This window comes from Crenothrix polyspora (assembly GCF_900163755.1).
GTDB lineage: Bacteria > Pseudomonadota > Gammaproteobacteria > Methylococcales > Methylomonadaceae > Crenothrix > Crenothrix polyspora.
The window spans coordinates 16,352-38,614 of the sequence record NZ_FUKI01000090.1; the positions used below are offsets into that span (position 1 = coordinate 16,352).

Genomic DNA, 22,263 nt, shown 5'->3' on the forward strand with positions numbered 1-22,263 from the left:
ATGAAATCTACTTTGTTAGGTTTAGGTGCGTTATGCGCATTTTTTGCGGTGGCTATGGGTGCGTTTGGCGCACATGCGCTTAAAGGCGTGTTAAGCCCAGAAATGCTGGCGGTTTACCACACGGCAGTCGATTACCAAATGTGGCATGCACTAGGGCTGATTGCCATTGCCCAATTACGTGTTCACGCACCGGATTCCGCGTTATTAATCTGGGCGGGTGTGTTAATGTTTTTAGGCATCGTGTTATTTTCCGGCAGTTTATACGGATTGTCTTTGCGTGAGCTAAAATGGCTGGGTATGATTACCCCCATAGGCGGCGTGTGCTTCTTAATCGCCTGGCTACTGATTGCTCTCTTTACTATAAAAAAACCCTCTACAGGCAGGTATAACACTAATGCGCGACGCTGATCCCAAAACCATCTACCTTAAAGACTATAGCGTACCGGAGTATTTAATTGATAACGTAGCACTGGGTTTTAACCTGGATGAGGAAAATACCACGGTTACGGCACGGATGACGTTAATCCGTAACCCTGCCAGTCTGGCTGTTGGCACGGCGTTGGTGTTATTGGGCGAAAATCTGCGCTTACACCGCGTGGTACTCAACGACGCTAACGAACTTGGCGAGCAGGATTACCAGCAAACTGACGACGCGTTGATTATCCACAACGTACCGCAGCAGCACAGTTTTGTACTGACGATTGAAAACAGCATTAACCCCAAAGCCAACACCGCGCTGGAAGGTCTGTACCTGTCTAATGGCATGTTATGTACTCAATGCGAAGCCGAAGGCTTTCGGAAAATCACCTACTTTTTAGACCGCCCCGATGTGATGACGCGTTTTACCACTACGCTGGAAGGTGATAAAGACCGCTATCCGGTGCTGCTGTCCAATGGCAATAAAATCGCCTACGGTGAGCTGCCCGATAACCGCCATTGGGTAACCTGGGAAGATCCGTTCCGCAAACCGTGCTACTTGTTTGCCTTAGTAGCAGGGCAATTGGCGTGTTTAGAAGACCGCTTTACCACCTGCTCTGGGCGCTCTGTCAGTTTGCACATTTTTGCTGAACCGTATGATTTGGACAAATGCGGCCACGCCATGCAGTCGCTGAAAAACGCCATGTTGTGGGATGAACAAGTTTATGGCCGCGAATACGACCTGGATTTGTATATGATCGTGGCGGTCAGCCACTTTAATATGGGGGCAATGGAAAACAAGGGACTGAATGTATTTAATACCAAGTTTGTGTTGGCACGCCCTGATACCGCTACCGATTTTGATTATGAACACATTGAAGGCGTGATTGGTCACGAATATTTCCATAACTGGACCGGCAACCGCGTCACCTGCCGTGACTGGTTTCAGCTGAGTTTAAAAGAAGGTTTTACGGTATTCCGCGATCAGGAGTTTACCGGTGATAAAACCTCCAAAGCCGTTAAGCGTATCGAAGATGTCAATATGTTGCGTACGCGCCAGTTTTCCGAAGATGCAGGGCCTATGGCGCACCCCATCCGCCCCGATGCCTATATTGAAATCAATAACTTTTATACCTTAACCGTGTATGAAAAAGGCGCGGAAGTGGTACGTATGCTGCACACGCTACTCGGTGCAGACGGTTTTCGCAAAGGCAGCGACTTGTATTTTGAGCGCCACGATGGCCAAGCGGTTACTTGCGATGATTTTGTTAATGCAATGGAGGCGGCAAACAGCGTTGACCTTAGCCAGTTCCGTCGCTGGTATGAACAAGCCGGTACGCCAGTAGTAACCGTACAGCAAACTTACGATGCCAACGCACACACATTAACATTAACTTTGTCACAAAACTGTCCGCCCACACCGGGGCAACACCATAAAGCGCCGTTATTGATTCCGGTAGCGATGGGATTAATGAACGCCGATGGCTCTGTTGCGCCGTGTCAATTGCAAGGCCAACAGGCTGACCAGGCGTGTATTTTGCAACTGACACAGGCACAGCAAACATTCACTTTTGTCGGATTAACCCAGCAACCGGTACTGTCGGTATTGCGCGGTTTTTCTGCGCCGGTTAAAGTGCTGATGGAACGTAGTTTAGATGAACTGGCGTTTTTACTCAGCCATGACAGCGATACCTTTAACCGTTGGGAAGCAGGACAGCAACTGGCCAGTCGGATTATTTTCGGTTTGGTGGGCGATGTGCAAAACGGCCTTGCACTACAATTAAATCCGATTATGCTTGATGCTTTTGAAAAAGTCTTGCAATATCCGTGGCCGGATTTATCGTATTTTTCGTTGTTATTAAGTTTGCCATCGGAAAATTATCTGGCCGAACAAATGACAATTGTTGATGTAGAAGCCATACACACCGCCAGAGAGTTTGTGGTGCGCAGCTTGGCAGAACATTTTCAAGCGGTATTACGTGGCTTGTATCAACGTTATCACCTTGACGAATCGGGTCAGTTTGATAGCGGTGCCATTGGCCGCAGACGTATTAAAAACATTTGTTTGGGCTATTTAAGCCGTTTAAACGCCGTGGACATTCAACAATGGGCGTTACAGCAATTTAACAGCGCCAAAAACATGACCGATCAAATCGCCGCTTTGTCGGACATTGTTAATAACCCGCATGCCGATAAGCAAATCTGTTTAGCGCGTTTTTATCAGCAATGGCAGGCCGAAGCGTTGGTGATTGATAAATGGTTTACCTTGCAAGCCACCAGCAAAATGCCCGATGCCTTCCAGACTGTTTTGGCATTAATGAATCACCCTGCGTTTGATTTATCCAATCCTAACCGGGTGCGTTCGTTGATTGGCGCGTTTAGCCAGGCCAATGCTGTGCATTTTCATGCTGCTAATGGCCAGGGTTACGCATTTTTAGGCGATCAAATTATTGCGCTTAATACCCTTAACCCACAGGTTGCATCACGCATGGTGGGGGCTTTAACATCTTGGGCTAAGTATGATGTTAACAGACAAGCTCTAATGAAAGCGCAGTTGGAAAGAATTATCAACACCGCTAATATTTCTAAGGATGTGTATGAAGTAGCCAGCAAGAGTTTGAGTCCGCTATCTGCCTAATTATACTGGTAGACACGGGCTGGTTGAGCGGCAGTTTTGCCGCTCTTACCTAAACCTGTCTACGTCAGCCTTCAAAATCTTTCACAAATGAACGAATATGTACATCTTGCTGCGGGTACGGAATACTGATGTTATTTTCCCGCAGGGCTTTTTCCAGGCGCATGTGTAAGTCATGCGTGGCTGCCAAACGACTGGCTAATTCCCCTACATAAATACGAATGGAAAAATTTAACGAACTTTCACCAAAGCCGGTAAAAATAACGCTGGGGCTAGGTTCTTTGAGTATTAATGCGGTTTCTTGAGTCGTTTTTAATAATACACTGTGCGCCAATTCCACATCAGAGCCATAAGCAATGCTGATAGGAATGACTATGCGCGTGGTGGCATCGGTTAACGTCCAATTGGTTAGCTGGCTGGTTATAAAAGTCTTATTGGGCACAATCAATTCTTTTTGATCAAAATCAATCAACGTAGTCGCACGCATTTGTATGCGACTGACTTTGCCGCTGACTGCGCCGATGGTAACGGTGTCACCCACCCGAATGGGACGTTCAAACAATAAAATAATCCCTGATACCAAATTGGCAAAAATTTCCTGTAAACCAAAACCTAAGCCGACACTCAAGGCTGCCACCAGCCATTGTACCTGCGACCAACTGCCGCCTAATTCATTGGCGACAGAAATAAAACCAATGGAAATTAGTACATATTTGGCTAATTGATTGATGGCATAACGGCCACCGGCTTCTACTGATAAACGCCTAAACACCAAAATTTCCATAACACCGGAAAAATTCCGTACCGACACCACAGTAATAAAAAAATACAAACCCGCTATTAACAGGTTGGTTAGGGTAATCGCTTGATAGCTTTCTTGGTTGTCTTTTTTAATCACATGCTGCCATAGCTCGATATTATCGAGAAATGAAAATGCCGGTAAAATATTTTTCCAAATCAGCCAACCACCTGCCAATAAGCTGAAGCTGATGATAACGTGAACAATTTTTATGGTTTGAGCATTAATTTTAGGAATATCCAGTTGTTGTTCATCAATAGGTAAAACAGGGTCATCACCGGCGGTGCCAGCGTGTGGCGCTCTGTCTTGCAGGGCGGCGATTTTACGGCGTTGGCGGGCATTTTTTAATGCCAGTTGTCGATTAATCAATGTTAACCAACGAATTACCAATTCGTGAGACAACACTAAAAAGAAAATTAACCGGAGACTAATAATGAGTTTTTGTTGTAATTCCAACGCGCTCAAATAATAACCTGTCACTGCAAAACCGATGATAATCAGCGGTATTAAAAACGCTGCGCCATACCAGACATAGCGCAAGCGTGCTATCCAGCCTTCTTTTTCGTTTTCTATATAGTAGAGTAATAAACCTTTAGTGGGATGCAGTAAGCGCGTTAAAAAAATCATCATTGCCGATACAACAACCAGCAACGCCAAGCGGCCTAAACTGTCACTGTAGGTGGCTACTTTGGCAATGCCGGTGGCATTAATAATAAACACGCCGGGCACCATCACCCATTGCAGCCAAGCTAACTGTTTGCGTAATAAGCTTGCTGTATGTACATGCCATTGAAAATGTTTACGCGCAATGCCGTAAGGCGAAAAAATAAGATAAAAGAATTTAATAAAAAACAACGGTAATGCAACCGCTTTTAAACCTTCGCCGATGGCGCGATTAAATTCCACAATCGGTAAGGTACTGCTAATAATAGATCCTAAATAGTGTGCAAAAACAGGCCACGGTAAGGCGACTACCAGTGTGTAAGCCAGCGCTTTTGTGGTGTTATTAAAGTTGTCGGTATAAATGCGCTCTTCTTTATTGGTGATTATTATCAGTTGGTGTTTTGCCCATTTACGAGACTTGTGCAGCATGACGACACTGAGTGCGATAATAAAACACAAAAACAGATGATTCAGTGCATGGTTTGCCGTGTGTGTAATTAATGTTGTCCACTGTCGGGGCGATAAAAACCACTGACCCGTTTCATAAAGACCGACAATAAAACGCAGATTCATGGTTTCAGAGCTGGGTACCCACAGCAAGCGTTTATCTAAATACCGCGCAAATTGATCCGCTTGAATGACCATTTGCCGATGAGAAAAATCAAAATCACCCAAGGTGCGTAAATAAGTTGAATAAGCGGTGGCTAATTTATTTAATAAATCTTTTTGGTTATTTAACAGCTCGCGCAGTTCAGCTTGAATCATCATGCGCTGGTTTTTTGATAAGCTTTGACTGACGCTTTGCACCATGACGCTTTTCAGTTCAGCATCCACATCGGCCAGTTGTTTAAGCCGATCTTCAATTTTAAATTGTTCCAGGCTGGTTAATGCGGTTTCGTTTTGGATGGCATCGGATTGCAGTGAAAACTCATCTTGCGACGTGAGGTTGCGGCGTTGTTCACGTAAAATTTTACCCAGTGTTGGGCTTAAACCCGCCAAGCTGATTTTTTTTTCTGCACTTTTAAAATCACTGGCAATTTCTTGGGTTTTAGCATCAATTCTATTTTTTTGCTCGGTATATTGTTCGATTTTTACACTGATCGCTTGCAAATCTCGACTGTGCTGAATATTTTGCCGGGTGCTGGCCTGAATCAAACTGTGTTTGCCTTCGGTGGCTTTTTCCGCTTGCGTTAAGGCATTTTGCACATTTTTGGCGGCTTGTTGTCGGCGCTCAGTTAAGTGCATGTCCAAGGTCTCAACGACAGGACTTAAGATTTTTTTCTGGCTGTTAAGCACTTGCAATTTAACCCGCAGTAATTCAATTCTGGCCGGATTACTGAGCGCTTCCGCCTCCAGCATTTTTAAATCCGCCTGCTTGGCAGCGCTCAACGTGTTTAAATACGTTTGCTCCGCTTCTGTTTCTTGTTTGGATTCTTGATTATGGCGCGGTGCCAGCAATTTTTTAGCCGTATCGTCAAAATCTTGTTGCGCTAGCGTGGTTTCTTCACGAATCTGTTGTGGTCGTGCTTGCTGTAACGTGATTTCATTGTCGAGTTGTTTAATTTGTTCATCAAGACTGCTGATTTTACTTTTTTCAATGAGCAGTCTTTGCTCCAATTCATCCAAGGGTATTTTGTCAAAATCATCATGGGTAATTTTTCCTGATTTTGCTTGTAATTGCTCTAGGTCTTTTTGGCTTTTTTTGATGGTTTCCGGTGCGTTTTTTTGCGTATCTTGGTAATGTGCGGTGCGGGTTTTGTAATCTTCTAACGCATCTATATTATCTTCGGCGATATGGTAAAAATTAATGATTTTAGTTTTTATCGCTTCATCAAATCCTTGCCGTTTATTGATAGCATCAATCTTAGCGGTTAAGCTTTCTTTACTGATGGCAGCGTAATTATCGGTGCTTTTGTCGGTGTCATTATCTGCCCAAACAGACGGGGTAAGCATCGTTAATAACAGTAGCAATAGGCTGTGCGTAAAAAGACGGATAGAGGGTAAATCAATAAATTTCATGCGGTTGTATTTGGTAAAAGAAAAGGAATTGGCTGGGTTAAGTGTTTGTTGAGTATTCATGATAAAAACGCACCATAAGCAGGCGTTTTGCCGATATTCCGCACCCCTAAATAAAAATTCAGCATTTAAATAACATATTGATATTTAATGAATTTTAGTATTTTTTTGGATTTTAGACTTTCGAATTAAAACAAGAAAAATTCATCTCTCGTTTGTTTTTTGTTAAATATAAGCTGATATAAATGACTTTGAAAATACGCCAAAAATTCGACAAATTTATAACATACTGAAATTATTAAATTAAATTTAATCATAAAATTATGAATAGGGGTGCGGAATGTCGGGTTTTGTATTTACCAGAGGCTTATTGAGTCGTCGTAACGGGGATGATTTTTGTGTGCTATTTTTGTGATTTAAGTGGATAAAATGCGATTCAATCCGGTGCGTGTGTTATTGAAAGAGCTGTTGTTATTTAGTCTACCACTGAATTCTTAAATTAAATTAAACGTAAAGCTACAACACGGATTATTGTATAGTGGCCGTTTTTTATAAGGGCTGCGTGTGGCAGAAATAGACGTTATCATTATTGGCGCGGGTGCGTCGGGTTTAATGTGTGCAATTGAAGCCGGCAAACGCGGTCGTAAGGTTTTGGTGTTAGATCACGCCAATAAAGCTGGTAAAAAAATTCTGATGTCGGGAGGAGGGCGCTGCAATTTTACTAACTACAGCATTGAGCCGGATAATTTTATTTCCAACAACCCGCATTTTTGCAAATCGGCTTTAACCCGTTACACGCAATGGGATTTTATAGCGTTAATTGAACGCTATCACATTGCGTTTCATGAACGCGAGCATGGTCAGTTATTTTGCAACGACAGTGCCAAAGACATTCTCACCATGCTGTTAGCCGAATGCCATAACGCAGGTGTGGAGATTCGTTTAAATACTGATATTTCCAATATCCAGCGTGGTGGCGATTCATTTACTTTAACCAGCAATCAAGGTCATTTTGTTTGTGCATCTTTAGTGATTGCCACTGGCGGCTTGTCGATACCTAAAATGGGTGCTACGCCGTTCGGTTATAAAATTGCTGAGCAATTTGGCATTAACGTTCTGCCAACACGCGCGGGGTTAGTGCCGTTTACTTTGCAACCGGATGATAAGGACACTTTTTCGCCGTTATCGGGTATTGCCATAGCGTGCGTGGTGAGTAACACACGGCAAAGTTTTCGTGAAAATATTTTGTTTACCCACCGTGGATTAAGTGGCCCTGCTATTTTGCAACTGTCATCTTACTGGCACGCGGGTGAAGCGATTACGGTTGATTTATTGCCCGATGAAAATGTGGCGCAAACGTTAAAAACCAAGCGTCAACAAAAGGCCAAACACACGCTAAAAACCATTTTAGAAACTTATTTACCCAAACGGCTGCTTGCTTGTTTGTTCACAGAAGAATTGCTCGCCTTGTCTTTACAGGATTGTTCCGATAAACACCTTGCTTTAGTCGCCACGCGATTGCATCAATGGACGATTAAGCCCAATGGTACGGAGGGTTATCGTACCGCTGAGGTAACGCTGGGCGGTGTGGATTGTGATGAAATTTCGTCTAAAACGATGGCCAGTAAAACGATGCCGAATCTTTATTTTGTCGGCGAAGTGTTGGATGTTACTGGCTGGTTAGGGGGCTATAATTTTCAGTGGGCGTGGTCATCGGCGTGGTGTGCGGGGCAGTATGTTTAGTGACGATGTCACATTAACGTTGTGTTAAGGTGTTGGCCTTGATAAGAAATGAATTAATTGAAATGTGGGATAGTCAGAAATTTCACCCTCTGCCACTTTTGGAGTAAAGCAAATGAAACTTAAACAATTTCAACACCTCGATGCGTATTTTTTTTTACTAACCTTTGAAAATGACGATATCAAAGAAGCCGATTTAGCAGCTTTAATTGGCCATTATGTCGCGTTAAATGAGCTAAGCACGGCGCGAATAGATTCAGAATGGGGTTGTCTGGAGTTTAATGATGGCAACGTTGATATAGCCCCCAAAACCTTATATCAGTTTGCAATGGGGTAACTATTTAAAAAACGTTGCATAATGCCAAAATGCAATATTTCACGGACTTACAGCGTTTTCAACTTAGGACAGTTACAGCTACCGTTCGTGCTGAGCTTGTCGAAGCACGAACGGCACACTTCGACAAGCTCAGTGCGAACGGTTACGCTGTAACTATTGAACTGTGAAAACGCTGTAAATCACGGGTAGAGATGGTTTACCAACTTAATGCGGGACAAGTATTAAGCTGGTAGCCTAAATTGGTAGCTAAGATAATTAAGGTAAATAAGCATCACGACCAAAATCACGATTCACTTGAGCAACACGATCAAGTAACAATTTTAGATTTCTTTTGAGTAATGCAACATACTCCGCATCGCGGCCATCATACAATCCCAGATCAACGACAAATTTTTTGGCATCGGTATAACCCAGAAATCCTCGTGAGGGTTGCGCTAAAAAACGATATAGCGTTCGTAGCTGGGCGATGGTATTGCGATCATAGCGGCTAAACCACTGTATGTTACGTATTACTTCGTCGGCATTTTGCTTTAAATGCGCGCCACCATTATCTGTAGAATAGAAATGAGCCGTGCCTAAATCGTCTTTTGCCAACACGACATTTTCACCGCTGTAGCGATCCCATTGCTGGAAAACAACGTCTAATGTCATGATAATAGAGTATTCGCGTGCCAATTGCAGAACATCGCCTTCATAACCTTCTAGCAGTTGTAGTTTTTGGCCGGACACCGGCTGAACATTTTCTGCTTGCAAAGCCATAATAATGGGATTGTTGATTTGCGGAATACTATTGTCAGGGTTGGATATATCAATGATTTCATCATAAGCTATGTTGGAATCTAGTTTCTTAGCTTTGATTGCCCCTTTCAGCGGTTCATCCACCGATAAATCTTGTAAAATTCGGTCTTTGTTTCTAAGACGATTTTCGCCGGTAATGTCAGTGGTTTCTATCAAAAACTGAAACGCTTGTTTTGCGCGTGGCCCTAAAGAATAACGTACAGCAGGGCGAAAAATATGATCGTAACCCAAAATAGCCGCTAAATTAAAATAAGCAATCTCACTGTAAGGATTGCCTGATTCATTATTTGACATATATGAGCCATAGGCTTTAAATCCATCTGCTTTGCTTGGATCGACTTTTTTAGCCTTCATATAAATAGACGTGCTTCCTGAAAGTTCATCCAGGATAAAATCAGGGCTATCAAGATCGACACCACGCCAATTAGTCATCCACTTGGTTGTTTCTTTGGCTAATGGCTTTTGTAAAGCTTGTAATTTTTCAAGAATGGGAAAATTGGTCACTGTATCAGCTTGAGCTTTATTAATAACAGCTGTACCTAAAGTGACAGTGCCGGCAATAGTTAAGATAATGGTAAATTTTGTAAAAACGTTGTACGTACTAAAAGCATCCCGTTTATCTATAAACATTTTCCTACCTCGTTGATTAGTTGTATTTTTTGTTTTTTGGTAATAGAGATAATGTATTCAACAACGACTAAGGAACGTGCATGAAATAACTTGAGCAAGGTCATGCTTCGACAGGTTCAGCACGAACGGGAGTGAAGTTTAAGCTGTTCAACTTATTTCATGTACGTTCCTAAGCACTTAATAATTGATTAATTGACAAATAATCAAAGTCAACCTAATGACCCAGCAGGATAATCGGGAAATTTAACAATTATTACAGCCAGTTGACAATATAAGGGCTGGCTTATATTCGCTGCACAACAGCCACCAAGCTACCAAAGTAGTGTAAAAAAAACCAATAATGCGCACAATAGGTATAAATACCTATTACTCGGTTAATTTTGATAGATCGGGCATGCCTGTTCCTTCTTCGATGTTTATTTTCTTGCCAGTGTTTGTGGCAGGGGTGATACAGTGAGAACTATTTTAACCACCACCTCCGCCGCACCCACCCCCGCATCCGCTACCACATCCGCCGCCATCACCACTTTCTCCTCCATTACCACCTCCATCACCACCTCCGCATCCGCCACACCCAATATGGCTGACACAAAACTCACCGTTACTGGCGGTTAAAGCATGGCAGTTAAGGCTATAAATAAAGCCGCCAACAATAGCGAGCTGTGCGTCTATAGCGAAAATTCTTGGTAAACGTTTCGGTTTTTGGGGCTCGATAGCTTCTTTGCTACATGCCAATCGCCAAGCTCGTTTGATACCTGCTTGTGCTGATGTTGGCGATTGCATGGCTTCAGCCGGTGTATGGTGTAAAAATCGCCCTAATGCGTTTTCGCAAAATAATTCATAGCTCTGTGTAAATAAAATAAATTCATGCCAGGCATCATCAACCACTTGCGATGGCATGGCGACCATTGTGCTGCCTGATTGTTGGCAGAGATAAAAGAAATCCCTTAGTCCATCAAGCACATATTCGAGTTGCTTATCAGTGAGTAGCGGATGCTTGTTTTTGAGTTTTTCTTTAATGGCCGGATGGAACTGATAATTGTTAAGGTAGGCGAGTTGGGCTTTCTGTTGGCGAGACGAATGGATAGCTAAATAAACAATTGATAAGCATATTACGGCGAATATGATAAAGATGGCCATTGTGATAATCCTCTCAAAACATAAACAATGAAAATACAAATCGACTGGTTTGGCATTTCAGCGCTTGATTTTATGTTTACCAATCCAGTTTCTCGTTGCTAATTATCGACAGAAAAAACTATCTCGCTATAGCCTTGTGGCCAACTACCGGATTTTCGCCGTCAATTACCGGATTATCGTGCTGAAACACCAAGATAAATCTCCGCCACTTTGCTAAGATAATCTCCGGTGCTAACCACAGGGCAAAACAATGGATTTATGGAATGAGGTAATCTTTCTGCATTGGTTAAACAATGCCTTAGAATTATTACAACGGGTATGTGTAGTGATGATGGCGGCTTGTGTATCCATGCGCGTTAGTTTTTTAAGAAGAGCGTTACGCAACATAAATACCTGTTGGCAGTACCAGTTATGTACGGCAGTGTTTTTTGGAATATTGGCTATTTTCGGCAATCACAATGGTTTGATAGTCGATGTACGCCAAGATGGCGCTATTATTGATTGGACATCCAGCTTCGCACCGTTAGAACAATGGTATGCCATTATCGGTTTTCGTGACCTTTTGGTCTTGGCGGCAGGTTTGTTTGGTGGGCCGTGGGTTGGCTTAGGCGCGGGATTGTTAGCTGGCGGGGAGCGCTATCATCTGGGAGGTTTTGCCGGTACGGTTAGTGCAATAGCAACGGTGTTACAGGGCTTGGGCGCGGGTTTGTCTCGGCAGTTTTGGCCAAAATGGACGACGACGATTAAAGGCATACTCGTTGTATCTATACTGGGTACGTGTTTGCAAAAATTAATGCTATTCAGCTTTATTCAGCCACACACAGATGCCGTGGCATTAGTAAGAGAAACTTTGATTCCAGTGTTAGTTGCCAACAGCTTAGGCTGTTTGCTGTTTTTTATGGTGATAAAAGAGTTAAGTAGCGACCGTTTAAAACTAGAAGCGCAGCAAGCTGAGTTACGTGCTTTACACGCGCAAATCGAGCCGCATTTTCTTAATAATACGCTCAATGCTATCCAGTCACTTATTGGTATCGACCCGAAAAAAGCGGTTGAATACGTAGCAAAATTGGCGCGTTTTATGGATAACACCCGACAAAATGCCAGTGCTAATGCTATTCCATTAGCAGAAGAGTTAGAGCAATTGAAATCTTATCTGGATTTTCAAAGCTTACGTTTTCCTGATAAATTTTGTTTTTATCAAGCAGTGCCTGACAGCTTGATGGCATATTATATTGCGCCACGCAGCTTGCAAACCTTGGTCGAAAATGCTTTAACACACGCCAGGCGCGGTAAAAAAGGCCTATTAAATATTTCCGTAACCGGTGTGGATAAGGGGACGTTCATGCAATTATCTATACTTGATAATGGCTACGGTATTCTCCCAGAACGCTTAGAGCAACTCGGTAGGCAACCGGTAAAATCTGAATGCGGCGGAGGCAGCGCTTTGTATCAGATTAATGAAAGTCTCAGTCTGACTTTTGAAGGACGCGCAACATTAATTATTAAAAGTCAGTTGGGTAGGGGCACTGAAGTGATTTTAAAATTGCCTAAACTCAGTAAGCCGTGGTGAGCGCATGGCGTGGCATCTGACGGCAGTAAAACAATGAGTTTTTTGAATGAGGATGTGTTGTTTCATGGTCTGAGTATGACTATTGACTTGATACCACGGGTTTGTGTCGCCGTGATAGCCGCTTATGTGTCTATGCGAGTAAAGGTACTAAGGCAAGCGCTAAACAATAAACAATTGCACTGGCGACACCAAATAGTTGCTGCGGTTTTTTTTGGTTTACTGGCCATTATTGGTACTCACAGCGGTATAAAAGTTGATATTCATCAAGCTGAGGCACTTGTGGATCGCAGTTTAGGCGTGTTTTTTGTCTTACAACCTTCGCAAGCTATTATTGGCTTTCGTGATCTTATGGTGTTTACGGCGGGTTTGTTTGGTGGCGTTTGGATAGGCTTGGGTGCAGGATTATTGGCGGGTTTGGAGCGTTATTCTATTGTTGGTGATTTTCGAATTGCCGGTCTTGGCACAATTATTCTGGGTTTGGGCGCTGGTTTGTCACGACAGTTTTGGCCACGCTGGACTACTAGCGTTACGGGTATTTTAAGTGTCAGTTTAGTGGGCACGCTATTGTTAGCCTCTATGTTATTCGTTTTTATACACCCGCATGATTATGCTATTGCCATCGTCCGAGAAATGATTATTTCGGAATCACTGGTAAACAGCTTGGGCTGCTTGCTATTTATGGTGGTCATGAAAGATTTAGAAAGTGATCAATTAAAAATTGAAGCACAACAAGCTGAGCTAAGGGCGTTACAGGCACAAATCGAGCCGCATTTCCTCAATAACACGTTTAATGCTATTCAGGCATTAATTAGTATTGATCCTCATATAGCCTCCGAGTACGTGGTTAAGCTGGCGCGATTTATGGATCAAACCCGACAAAATGCCGGTGTTAATGCCATCACTTTGGCGCAAGAATTAGCACAGCTGCGATTTTATCTGGATTTCCAAAGGGCGTATTGGATATTACTTTGACGGGTGCGGATAATGGCGCGACGTTGCAATTATCGGTACACGATAATGGCGGCGGTATCTCGCCAGAGCGCTTGGAGCAACTGGGTAAACACGTCGTAAAATCTGATCGAGGCGGTGGCAGTGCGCTGTATCAGATGCGTGAAAGCCTCAATTTGGCGTTTGATGGGCGTGCAACTCTGGACATTCGCAGCCAGTTAAGCATAGAAACGGAAGTGATTTTAACTTTACCTAAACGGAGTAAAGCATGGTAAATACATGGCGAGTAGTTTTGGTGGATGACGAGCCGTTAGCACGGCTGGGCTTACGGCATTGTCTTACGTCAAGACATCTTGATTTTGAGATTGTCGGCGAAGCAGAAGGTATGCAGCAGGCCAGGCAGCTTATTCAACAAGACGACAGAATAGACGGGGTGTTTCTTGATATTAATATTGAAACCGAAAGTGAACGTGCCGGTTTGGATTTTAGTTTTGCGTTAAATAATCTTCCCAATCCACCGTGGGTGGTGTTTGTAACCGGCTATGAAAAGCACGCAGTAGAAGCCATCAATAACATTAAACCGGTGGGCTATCTGCTTAAACCGTTGGAATAAGCCAAGGTAGATACACTGCTGGCTTGGATACGCAAAAATCGTCCCGTAAAAAACCCGATAAAAAGTTCTGTTGCTATGCGAATAGAAGTCCGGCATAAAGTGAGGAGAAAAGCTGACGATGGCAGTATTGAATCATTAAATTTAATTAAATTTTTAGCCGCAGAAGAGATCCTGTTTGTTTGTTCCAATGCCGGTGCAGGCGCTATAGAAGTGCATCTGCTTAATGGTGAGGTACTGAAAGATGTTAATATTACACTGAAAAGCTGGTTAAATTATACTTTGCCGCGTTTTATGCAAATCAGCAAGAGTGCCATCGTCAATTTAAAATATGTTTCCGGTTATCGGCTTGATGTCGAAAGAGAAAGCAGTTATTTGCTTCAGTTTAAAAAAAATAGGACGGAATTGACTATTGGAGGCAGTTTTTTTGGGGAATTTAAAGAAGCCATAAAAAAGTGCAATTAACCGCCAGGTTTCCACACCGCATGTTTGTTCATCACCGAAGCAAACAACGTCGATAGTGAAATCTCCTGTAGCCAGCGCTTGAGCTGTCGGTAGTGTGATGTTGTAAACCATACATTATCCACCGCTGCAAACTGCCGGATAAATGGAAAAATAGCCGCATCCAATAAAGAAAAATGTTGACCTGCCAAATAGGGATTGTTGCTCAGCCTAGCGTCCAATTCAGCCAGAAAAACTTCTGCATGCTGGCGATAATAGCCTTCTGAAAACTCAGGATAACGGTTGGCGTATTTGTAGCGATCCAGATAATACTTAAATTCGCCATCGTTCCAGTGCAGTAAAGTGTTTGATTGCGCATCAACAAACAGCCAGTTATCAGGATCATGTTGCGCTAAAGCCCAGCGCATAATATCCAGACTTTCTGCCACTACCGTAGCATCTGACAACAGTAATACCGGCACGGTAGCTTTGGGAGAAATGAACAACAGGTGTTCAGGCTTGTGTTTTAAATCAATTTCTCTTATTTCAACCTTAACGCCTGCATAAGCAATCGCTAAGCGGGCTCTAATGGCATACGGGCAGCGCCGGAAGCTGTATAAAATAGGAGATGAGTGCGTCATAAAATAAGGATATAAGACGGTTTTAAAAAAATACAAACTAATCCACGCGGGTCTGGATTTAAAAACATGACAGATTGGCGATTTCGCAATTTCCGTAGCCATATTTTTTCTGTTAAACTCAAACTTTTTTACAGCCGATTTGTGTGTATGACCCTTAAAAAAACGCCATTGAATAAAGACAAGTTAGATCAGATTGTCACCGATGCCAGACGCAATCAAGAATTGCGCGAGCAGTCTTACCGTGGGCAAGCGCTTAAGCTATACCCGTGGGTGTGTGGGCGCTGTGCGCGTGAGTTCGATCATAAAACCTTGACTGAACTGACCGTGCATCACAAAGACCATAATCATGATAATAATGCCCTCGATGGCAGTAATTGGGAGTTATTGTGTTTGTATTGCCATGATAACGAGCATTCAAAATATGAAGAGATGCGTTTTGATGTTGGCAAAAAAAAATCCGCATCAGCCACAAATAATACTTCGCACAGCCCGTTTGCCAATTTGAAATCGCTGTTGGATAACAAAAAATAAATACGTGTTGATGTTAACGGTGTTTGTGTAAGTTATCAATGCCGCAGTTAGCCAGTGTGTCGGCTCTTTCGTTGCCTTGGTTGCCTGAATGTCCTTTAACCCATTGCCATTGAATGGTGTGGCGTTGGCAGGCGCTATCTAATCTGCGCCACAAGTCTTCATTTTTAACAGGTGCTTTAGAGGCGGTTTTCCAGCCGCGTTTTTTCCAATTAGGCAGCCATTCGGTCAGACCTTGCAAAACGTATTTGGAATCGATGTTCAGTGTTACCAAGCAGGGTTTTGTCAATACTTCCAGTGCCTGAATTGCGGCCATTAATTCCATGCGATTATTGGTGGTATTAAGGTCGCCACCATATATTTCTTTAACATGGGTTTTGTAGCTTAAAATAGCCCCCCAACCGCCCATGCCAGGGTTGCCGCGACATGCGCCGTCGGTATAAATAGTGACGCGATCAGTCATGTTTTCCATCGTGTCGACATAATACAGTGCTGCCCATTACTAAGCGGAAATTGCGATTTTTTACTGGGGTCATAGGAATAATACCGTATCTGCGTTTAACGGCTTTAACGGCATAGGCAGTTGCTAAAAAAGACAAGGAAGCATTGATATTTTGGCTGTAGGTTGATTTGACTGAGTTTAAATTAAATTGTGCCAGCGAGATAACGTCAAAATCCAATAATTTTAGCCAATCTAAAATACGTGCGCGACTAATAAAATGTCCGCGCCATGAATCAGCCATTTTCCTATCCCAAATATATTGGTAGCGAACCCATATACTTAACGGATTAAAGTTTAATATAACCACAATACCTTCGGGTTTTAAAATGCGTTCTATTTCGCGCATGGTTTGAAATCGAGACATATCAAATTCTAATAAATGCGGCACAATAATCATATCGACACTGTCGCTTTGTAAAGGCAGATGGTGTGCTTTAGCACGAATTTTGCGAACGCCTTCATAGCCAAGTCCCCGCGTATCGACAACAGTATAGTTAGTGTATAAACTACAATCAATAAATTCGTTTTCCCAGCCCAGTCCACCTATCTGTAAAATAATTTGTTTGCAGCTCACCGTAATTGAGCGTTGCAAGTAGTCAATTTCGAGTTGCTTTTGTAGCTTGCCTCTGGGTGTCTGATACCAAGCAAATAGAAAATTGCGTTTCATTAATTATTCTCAGCAATACATAGGTTAATGATTTTTGATAAAACAAGGACTATACTATTAAGAATGTTTTTTCTTAAATTTCATTTCGTAAGGGTTAGTTGATGTACTCCAATTCTAACAGGTCGGCGAGCTTTTTATTGGTTTTGGCCTCTTTAATCGCCGTTGGGTGTTCGGAAACCCCTGATGAACCTATCGCCATTGAGGGCGCGCCACCGGTTGCCTATACGCCGGATTTTAAATATAAACCGTTAAAAAAACCATATAACAGCAGTTTCTCTAAGAGCAAGCATAAAGTCTATTCGGGCGATAGCGCTACTGTGTGGGGGCGCATGTTGTCAATGTATGCCTTACCTGAGGTTAACAGCGAGCGCGTAGACAAGCAATTAAATTGGTATTTGGATCATCCTGATTACATTGCGCGTATTCAAGAACGCGCCGCACCGTATATGCATCTTATTCTTGATGAATTAGAAGCAAAAAATCTTCCGGGCGAATTGGCTTTGTTGCCCGTGGTTGAAAGTGCTTTTATTCCTGAAGCTTATTCCCGCAGTGATGCGTCTGGTCTTTGGCAGTTTATACCCTCAACAGGGCGATTTTTTGGTTTAAAACAAAACGCATGGTATGACGGTCGGCGTGATATATATGCTTCTACAAAGGCGGCAACCAGTTTTTTGCAAGATTTGGGCGAAACCTTTGGCGGTGATTGGTGCTTAGCCTTGGCTTCTTACAATTTTGGCAAAGGTAATATTGGCAAGGCGATTGAAAAAAATGAATATAACGGTAGGCCGACTGATTATTGGTCGTTAGATTTACCACAAGAAACTGAAGATTACGTGCCGCGTTTATTAGCCATCGCCAAATTATTTGCTAATGCTGACAAATACAATGTGCATTTGCAAAATATTCCTAATAAAGCCTATTGTGCGCTGGTTAATATCGGATCGCAGTTAGATTTGGATGTCGCAGCGGAAATGGCAGAAATGCCTTTGCAGAGTTTTTTAAAGTTGAATCCAGGTTTTAAAAAGGACAGTACTGCACCCGAAGGTCCGCATCATTTATTGGTTCCTGTTACCAAATTACAAAAATTTAAAGAAAATCTGGCGGAACTGCCCTACGATGAGCGTGTGGATCAACGCCAGCGTGACGAAGAAATGCTGGCCGAAAGACAGCGCCGCGCAGAGCAGCAGCGAGCAGACAGAGAACGTCGGGAAGATCTACAGCAAGCGCAAAGAGAGCGGCTTGAAGATCAGCGCGACGAGCAAAGACAGCATCATGAAGAACAGCTAGCACTCAGACAAAAAGAATACGCAGAAGCAGAGCGTAAAAGACGCGATGAAAAATTATTAGCACAAAGTCGGCGCGATAAGCAAGAACAAGATCGACATGAACATGAGACGCTAGCGCAGCATCAACACGACGAATACGCATCATTTACTGGGCGTTATAAAGTGAGATCAGGCGAAACGTTAAATTCTATTGCCAGTCGAAATCATACGACGGTTAAGGCTTTGCGGCAGGCTAACCACTTGGCGGCCAGTTCGGTTAATTACGGTACTGTGTTACGTATTCCAAGCTCAAAAAATGCTGAAGCTATTGCCGAAATTAAAGCGGTTACTAAAGAAGCCAAAAATAGCAGTAAGCCGGAAAATTCGCGGTTTTATACGGTACAAAAAGGTGATACTTTTTGGAATGTGTCACAACGCTTTTCACTAAGCCCTAAAACCTTGGCAGAGTGGAATGGTATGTCAACAAAGGGGGCTTTACGTTCAGGTCAGCGACTGGTTATTAAGGGCAGCAGTCACAGTCAATCACCACAACAATTAGCTTCATCTTCATCGACACGCCTGATTCGTTATACCGTTAAAAAAGGTGATACATTAACGCAGATTTGCAAAAAATTTGGTGTTTCTGCGGGCGATTTACGAAAATCTAATTCAGATTTAGGTAAAGGACTGCGCTCAGGGCTTAAGCTTAAGATTGTGACCGACAGCAGTGATCCGACGATATAAGTTCTGCTGAATAAGGTTAGCAACACCGATTAAAAAACAGATTACTGTTATTGTCCCATTAACGCAGCGACTAGGGGTTGGCAGTGTGCCAGTTTTTGCTCGCCAGGGTTCAAGATGATGGTTAATTCTTGCTATCTGCTTAATACCTACAGCGTTTTCAACTTAGGACAGTTACAGCCACCGTTCGTGCTGAGCTTGTCGAAGCACGAACGGCACACTTCGACAAGCTCAGTGCGAACGGTTACGCTGTAACTATTGAACTGTGAAAACGCTGTAATTAAACGACAGTGTGTTTTTCAGTATCACTGTTGTCCAGGTTGTCTTTCCAGGTCAGTGTGATGGTATCCCCTTCAGTGCCGCCATTTAGCATGAAAATAAAGAAAGGATCTTTGGAGATACTTGTTCCCATATAAGACGTGATAATAATCTGGTCATTACGTGTTATTGTCAGTGTATTAATGTAGTGTTCAGGAATAAGCTCATTGGTTTTTTTGTCATGATTGAGGCCATTTTCCATAGGGTGAGTGATCAGGGTTCTTAGTTCGGTTTTTCCATTAACGCGCTTACTGCGTATCTTAATGCTAGACATGTTAGGCTCCGCAACCGCTTTCGCTGACGGTTACTTTTTGCTTGGCCGCATAAAATATTTTATTGGACTCTAACAACACAAAAACAAAAGACGTTCGCATCAGCTTTAGTCGCGTAGACACAAAAGGCTCTAGTGCTGGTGATAATTCGAAAGTTGCAACTAAGGGCACAGTATTTTGTTCGACGAGAATTGAAATGCTTTTGATGTCTTTTAAATCAGTTTCTACCGTAATGGGTACGGGAATTTTATTATCGGCTGATGAGGAAATTTTGATGTGAATTTTGTCGCTATCAAGCACAGGTTTACCCTTGAGTACACCCTGTAAAATTAAATCCATTGGTAGGGCTTCAAAATTAATGGCCTCGGCAAATGCCAATCGTAAATTTAGCAAGCCTGCGGCAGATAACATAGAATAACCGCTTAGCGCGGTTGCTTTTTTAATAAACTCTCTACGTGTATTTGTTATCATATCGACTCAAATTTTTGATGAAATATAGGGTAATTGCTTAAAAAACAACGGGTAACGCTAGGGTTCCAATGAGGGTCAGATTTTACAGGATATTGGCTTCAAAGGTTAAATATCCTTGAATACGGCTTGGTATTGGCGTGCTGCTTGTTCTGGTTGAGCAGAAAATAATCCACCGATAACCGCCAGCAAATCAGCCCCTGCGTTTATTAATGGCACTGCATTTTCTGGCAAAATACCGCCAATGGCAACGATGGGCACAGTCAGCACAAGCTTGGCTTGTTGCAAGGTTTCAAGCCTTGCAGGTGCTGCTAATGGTTTGGATGACGAGGGGAAAAACCGCCCAAACGCCACATAGGTCGCGCCTTGCGCCTGCATAGTAAGGGCTCGCTCCACCGAGTTATAGCACGATACGCCAATAATCGCATCCGCCCCCAAATGATGTCTGGCCAGTAAAATATCATCATCGTCTTTGCCCAGATGCACGCCATCAGCACCCAAACGTGCAGCCAATGCTATATCATCATTAATAATGAAAGGTATGCCGTAGTGGTGGCAGACTTTAAGTAGTTCGCCGCCTAAATAAATTTTGTCTTCTGAGCTTTTATCACGGTATTGCACAACCACCGCACCGCCTTTTATAGCGGCAGTGACTTCATCTATAACGGTTTCAGGTGATTTATTGTCGGTTTGGGTAATGGCATATAGCCCGCGTTCGGGAAACTTCATGTGGTTTCTTCCAGCCAGAAAAACCGGTTAGGGATGTGTTGGCCGTTGCCTGGCTGAAAGCCGTCACTTAAAGAATTCCAGGTATATTCCTGCGCCTCTTCAATAGCAGGCAGCGGCGCTAAGCCTTGCGCGATAAGCGAGGCAATGCTGGAAGCCAACGTACAGCCGGAGCCGTGATAACTATCCGGCAATCTATCCCAATGGTAGGTTTCCCATAAGCGGTTGTCATGGAACAGCAGATTGCTGACCACGGCGGTGTCTTCGTGGGTGCCGGTAATGAGTACGAATTTGCAGCCGAGTTCCAATAATTTCAGGCCGCATTCGGTTAAATCCGTTAAGCCGGTTAATTGTCGGGCTTCTTTGCTGTTAGGGGTTAATACGGTGGTGTGTGGTAACAATAAATCTATTATTGCTTTGATAAGTTCATCGTTGGATAAACGAGTGCCGCCACCCGCTGCGAGTATGGGATCTAAAACCACCGGAATAGCTGGATGTTGTTGCAAAATCGTGGCAATGGCGGTTGTGGTGTCGTGATGGCCTATTAAACCAATTTTAAACACATCGACGGACAAATCATCCAACAAAGTTTTTGATTGGCTAATAATGTTTTCCGGTTGTTGCGGCAGCAGTTTTTTGACGTTGTGGGTGTCTTGTTCGGTTAATGAGGTAATCACGCCGACCGAATGGCAATGGTGGCTGACCACGGTTTCAATATCTGCCTGAATACCTGCGCCACCACTGGGATCGTGGCCAGAAAAAGAAAAAACAACAGGACGAGCGCGATGTTGGGACATGAGGAATCCGTGTTAAAAATAGGGCGGTTTTTAGAAAGGCTTAACCACAGCCAGAATGATGATCGCCACCAGAAACAATACCGGCACTTCGTTCATCCACCGAAAGTAAACATGGCTGTGCGCGTTGCGGTTGTGTTTGAAAGCAACCAGCCACACGCCGCACATACTATGGTAAATCACCAGCAAACCCAGTAAAGCCAGTTTGGCATGTAACCAACCGCTGTGGCCATAAATCGTCCAGGCATAATCACTTAACATCCAGATACCAAACACAAAAGTCAGGATCATGCCCGGTGTCATAATACCGAAAAACAGTTTGCGTTCCATCACCTTAAAACGCTCATGGCTGATACTGTCATCACTCATGGCATGGTATACAAATAGGCGTGGCAGGTAAAACAGCCCTGCAAACCAGGTGACCATAAAGATTAAATGCAGGGCTTTGAGCCAAAGCATAGTTAACTCCTCTGTGGGTTTTTTCTAACGTTGTCAATACGAGCCGCTGTCATTGCCTTAAGATAGCCATATTGTTAATGTTGCGATTATAGCAAAGCTGGTAAACTATGGGTTTTTTAGCATACAGTCTCGGTAAAC

Annotated in this window: 22 protein-coding genes; 11 read left to right on the forward strand and 11 right to left on the reverse strand. The window is 43.2% G+C overall.

The features are described from left to right. Positions 1–408, forward strand: coding sequence for a DUF423 domain-containing protein (locus CRENPOLYSF2_RS04935; protein ID WP_087142834.1), 408 nt, complete (start codon positions 1–3; stop codon positions 406–408). Beyond that, complete coding sequence (pepN, locus tag CRENPOLYSF2_RS04940; RefSeq protein ID WP_087142835.1) at positions 395–3,055, forward strand: aminopeptidase N; 2,661 nt, start codon at positions 395–397, stop codon at positions 3,053–3,055. The genes CRENPOLYSF2_RS04935 and pepN overlap by 14 nt, the downstream gene beginning before the upstream one ends. Positions 3,056–3,119: 64 nt before the next feature. On the opposite strand, the gene CRENPOLYSF2_RS04945 is transcribed toward pepN, so the two are convergent. Beyond that, a complete protein-coding gene (locus CRENPOLYSF2_RS04945) occupies positions 3,120–6,593 on the reverse strand; it encodes a mechanosensitive ion channel domain-containing protein (protein ID WP_245807903.1) in 3,474 nt (1,157 codons plus the stop codon). A gap of 501 nt (positions 6,594–7,094) precedes the next feature. Here CRENPOLYSF2_RS04945 and CRENPOLYSF2_RS04950 point away from each other — a divergent pair. Both CRENPOLYSF2_RS04950 and CRENPOLYSF2_RS04955 read left to right on the forward strand, forming a co-directional pair. After that, positions 7,095–8,273 (forward strand): BaiN/RdsA family NAD(P)/FAD-dependent oxidoreductase, encoded by a 1,179-nt coding sequence (locus tag CRENPOLYSF2_RS04950; RefSeq protein ID WP_087142836.1) that lies wholly within the window; start codon positions 7,095–7,097, stop codon positions 8,271–8,273. Between the two features lie 112 nt (positions 8,274–8,385). Next, positions 8,386–8,607, forward strand: a complete 222-nt coding sequence (locus CRENPOLYSF2_RS04955; RefSeq protein ID WP_087142837.1) for a DUF2442 domain-containing protein — start codon at positions 8,386–8,388, stop codon at positions 8,605–8,607. Between the two features lie 255 nt (positions 8,608–8,862). Here the strand turns inward: CRENPOLYSF2_RS04955 and CRENPOLYSF2_RS04960 are convergent, their stop codons facing one another. Continuing rightward, complete coding sequence (locus CRENPOLYSF2_RS04960; protein WP_087142838.1) at positions 8,863–10,035, reverse strand: hypothetical protein; 1,173 nt, start codon at positions 10,033–10,035, stop codon at positions 8,863–8,865. Positions 10,036–10,500: 465 nt separating this feature from the next. Then, positions 10,501–11,175: a glycine-rich domain-containing protein gene (locus CRENPOLYSF2_RS04965; protein WP_087142839.1), complete on the reverse strand. Its 675-nt coding sequence runs from the start codon at positions 11,173–11,175 to the stop codon at positions 10,501–10,503. A 250-nt stretch (positions 11,176–11,425) separates the two neighbouring features. Between CRENPOLYSF2_RS04965 and CRENPOLYSF2_RS04970 the strand changes: the two genes are divergently transcribed. From CRENPOLYSF2_RS04970 to CRENPOLYSF2_RS04990, 5 genes are all read left to right on the forward strand, one after another. Further along, a complete protein-coding gene (locus CRENPOLYSF2_RS04970) occupies positions 11,426–12,745 on the forward strand; it encodes a sensor histidine kinase (RefSeq protein ID WP_087142840.1) in 1,320 nt (439 codons plus the stop codon). 33 nt (positions 12,746–12,778) lie between these two features. Next, positions 12,779–13,717, forward strand: a complete 939-nt coding sequence (locus CRENPOLYSF2_RS04975) for a LytS/YhcK type 5TM receptor domain-containing protein (RefSeq protein WP_087142841.1) — start codon at positions 12,779–12,781, stop codon at positions 13,715–13,717. Then, positions 13,714–13,968 carry an ATP-binding protein gene (locus CRENPOLYSF2_RS04980; RefSeq protein WP_245807904.1) on the forward strand — a complete coding sequence of 85 codons (255 nt, stop codon included), beginning with the start codon at positions 13,714–13,716 and terminating at the stop codon, positions 13,966–13,968. Before CRENPOLYSF2_RS04975 ends, CRENPOLYSF2_RS04980 begins: the two co-directional genes overlap by 4 nt. Next, on the forward strand, positions 13,962–14,306 hold the full coding sequence (locus CRENPOLYSF2_RS04985; RefSeq protein ID WP_087142843.1) for a LytR/AlgR family response regulator transcription factor: 345 nt from the start codon (positions 13,962–13,964) through the stop codon (positions 14,304–14,306). Before CRENPOLYSF2_RS04980 ends, CRENPOLYSF2_RS04985 begins: the two co-directional genes overlap by 7 nt. 75 nt (positions 14,307–14,381) lie before the next feature. After that, entirely contained in the window at positions 14,382–14,768 is a 387-nt protein-coding gene (locus CRENPOLYSF2_RS04990) for a LytTR family DNA-binding domain-containing protein (protein WP_087142844.1), read from the forward strand. Here the strand turns inward: CRENPOLYSF2_RS04990 and CRENPOLYSF2_RS04995 are convergent. Then, entirely contained in the window at positions 14,765–15,487 is a 723-nt protein-coding gene (locus CRENPOLYSF2_RS04995; RefSeq protein WP_245807905.1) for a glutathione S-transferase, read from the reverse strand. The genes CRENPOLYSF2_RS04990 and CRENPOLYSF2_RS04995 overlap by 4 nt on opposite strands. Positions 15,488–15,532: 45 nt before the next feature. Between CRENPOLYSF2_RS04995 and CRENPOLYSF2_RS05000 the strand changes: the two genes are divergently transcribed. Beyond that, positions 15,533–15,916: a YajD family HNH nuclease gene (locus CRENPOLYSF2_RS05000; protein WP_087142845.1), complete on the forward strand. Its 384-nt coding sequence runs from the start codon at positions 15,533–15,535 to the stop codon at positions 15,914–15,916. Positions 15,917–15,929: 13 nt separating this feature from the next. On the opposite strand, the gene rnhA is transcribed toward CRENPOLYSF2_RS05000, so the two are convergent. Then, a complete protein-coding gene (gene rnhA / locus CRENPOLYSF2_RS05005; protein ID WP_087142846.1) occupies positions 15,930–16,376 on the reverse strand; it encodes a ribonuclease HI in 447 nt (148 codons plus the stop codon). Next, entirely contained in the window at positions 16,369–17,082 is a 714-nt protein-coding gene (locus CRENPOLYSF2_RS05010) for a class I SAM-dependent methyltransferase (RefSeq protein WP_087142847.1), read from the reverse strand. The genes rnhA and CRENPOLYSF2_RS05010 overlap by 8 nt, the downstream gene beginning before the upstream one ends. 101 nt (positions 17,083–17,183) lie before the next feature. Here CRENPOLYSF2_RS05010 and CRENPOLYSF2_RS05015 point away from each other — a divergent pair, with 101 nt between their 5' ends. Continuing rightward, the gene (locus CRENPOLYSF2_RS05015) at positions 17,184–19,091 is read left to right on the forward strand and encodes a LysM peptidoglycan-binding domain-containing protein (RefSeq protein ID WP_087142848.1); all 1,908 of its coding nucleotides are present in this window, start codon (positions 17,184–17,186) and stop codon (positions 19,089–19,091) included. Between the two features lie 277 nt (positions 19,092–19,368). On the opposite strand, the gene soxZ is transcribed toward CRENPOLYSF2_RS05015, so the two are convergent. The 5 genes from soxZ to hemJ all read right to left on the reverse strand — a co-directional run bounded on the left by soxZ (position 19,369) and on the right by hemJ (position 22,125). After that, positions 19,369–19,680, reverse strand: coding sequence for a thiosulfate oxidation carrier complex protein SoxZ (gene soxZ / locus CRENPOLYSF2_RS05020; protein WP_087142849.1), 312 nt, complete (start codon positions 19,678–19,680; stop codon positions 19,369–19,371). 1 nt (position 19,681) lies between these two features. After that, positions 19,682–20,149, reverse strand: a complete 468-nt coding sequence (locus CRENPOLYSF2_RS05025; protein ID WP_087142850.1) for a thiosulfate oxidation carrier protein SoxY — start codon at positions 20,147–20,149, stop codon at positions 19,682–19,684. 105 nt (positions 20,150–20,254) lie between these two features. Continuing rightward, a complete protein-coding gene (gene thiE / locus CRENPOLYSF2_RS05030; protein ID WP_087142851.1) occupies positions 20,255–20,875 on the reverse strand; it encodes a thiamine phosphate synthase in 621 nt (206 codons plus the stop codon). Beyond that, positions 20,872–21,669 (reverse strand): bifunctional hydroxymethylpyrimidine kinase/phosphomethylpyrimidine kinase, encoded by a 798-nt coding sequence (gene thiD, locus CRENPOLYSF2_RS05035; RefSeq protein WP_087142852.1) that lies wholly within the window; start codon positions 21,667–21,669, stop codon positions 20,872–20,874. The genes thiE and thiD overlap by 4 nt, the downstream gene beginning before the upstream one ends. 30 nt (positions 21,670–21,699) lie before the next feature. After that, positions 21,700–22,125, reverse strand: coding sequence for a protoporphyrinogen oxidase HemJ (gene hemJ, locus CRENPOLYSF2_RS05040; protein WP_087142853.1), 426 nt, complete (start codon positions 22,123–22,125; stop codon positions 21,700–21,702). Positions 22,126–22,263: the final 138 nt, after the last annotated feature.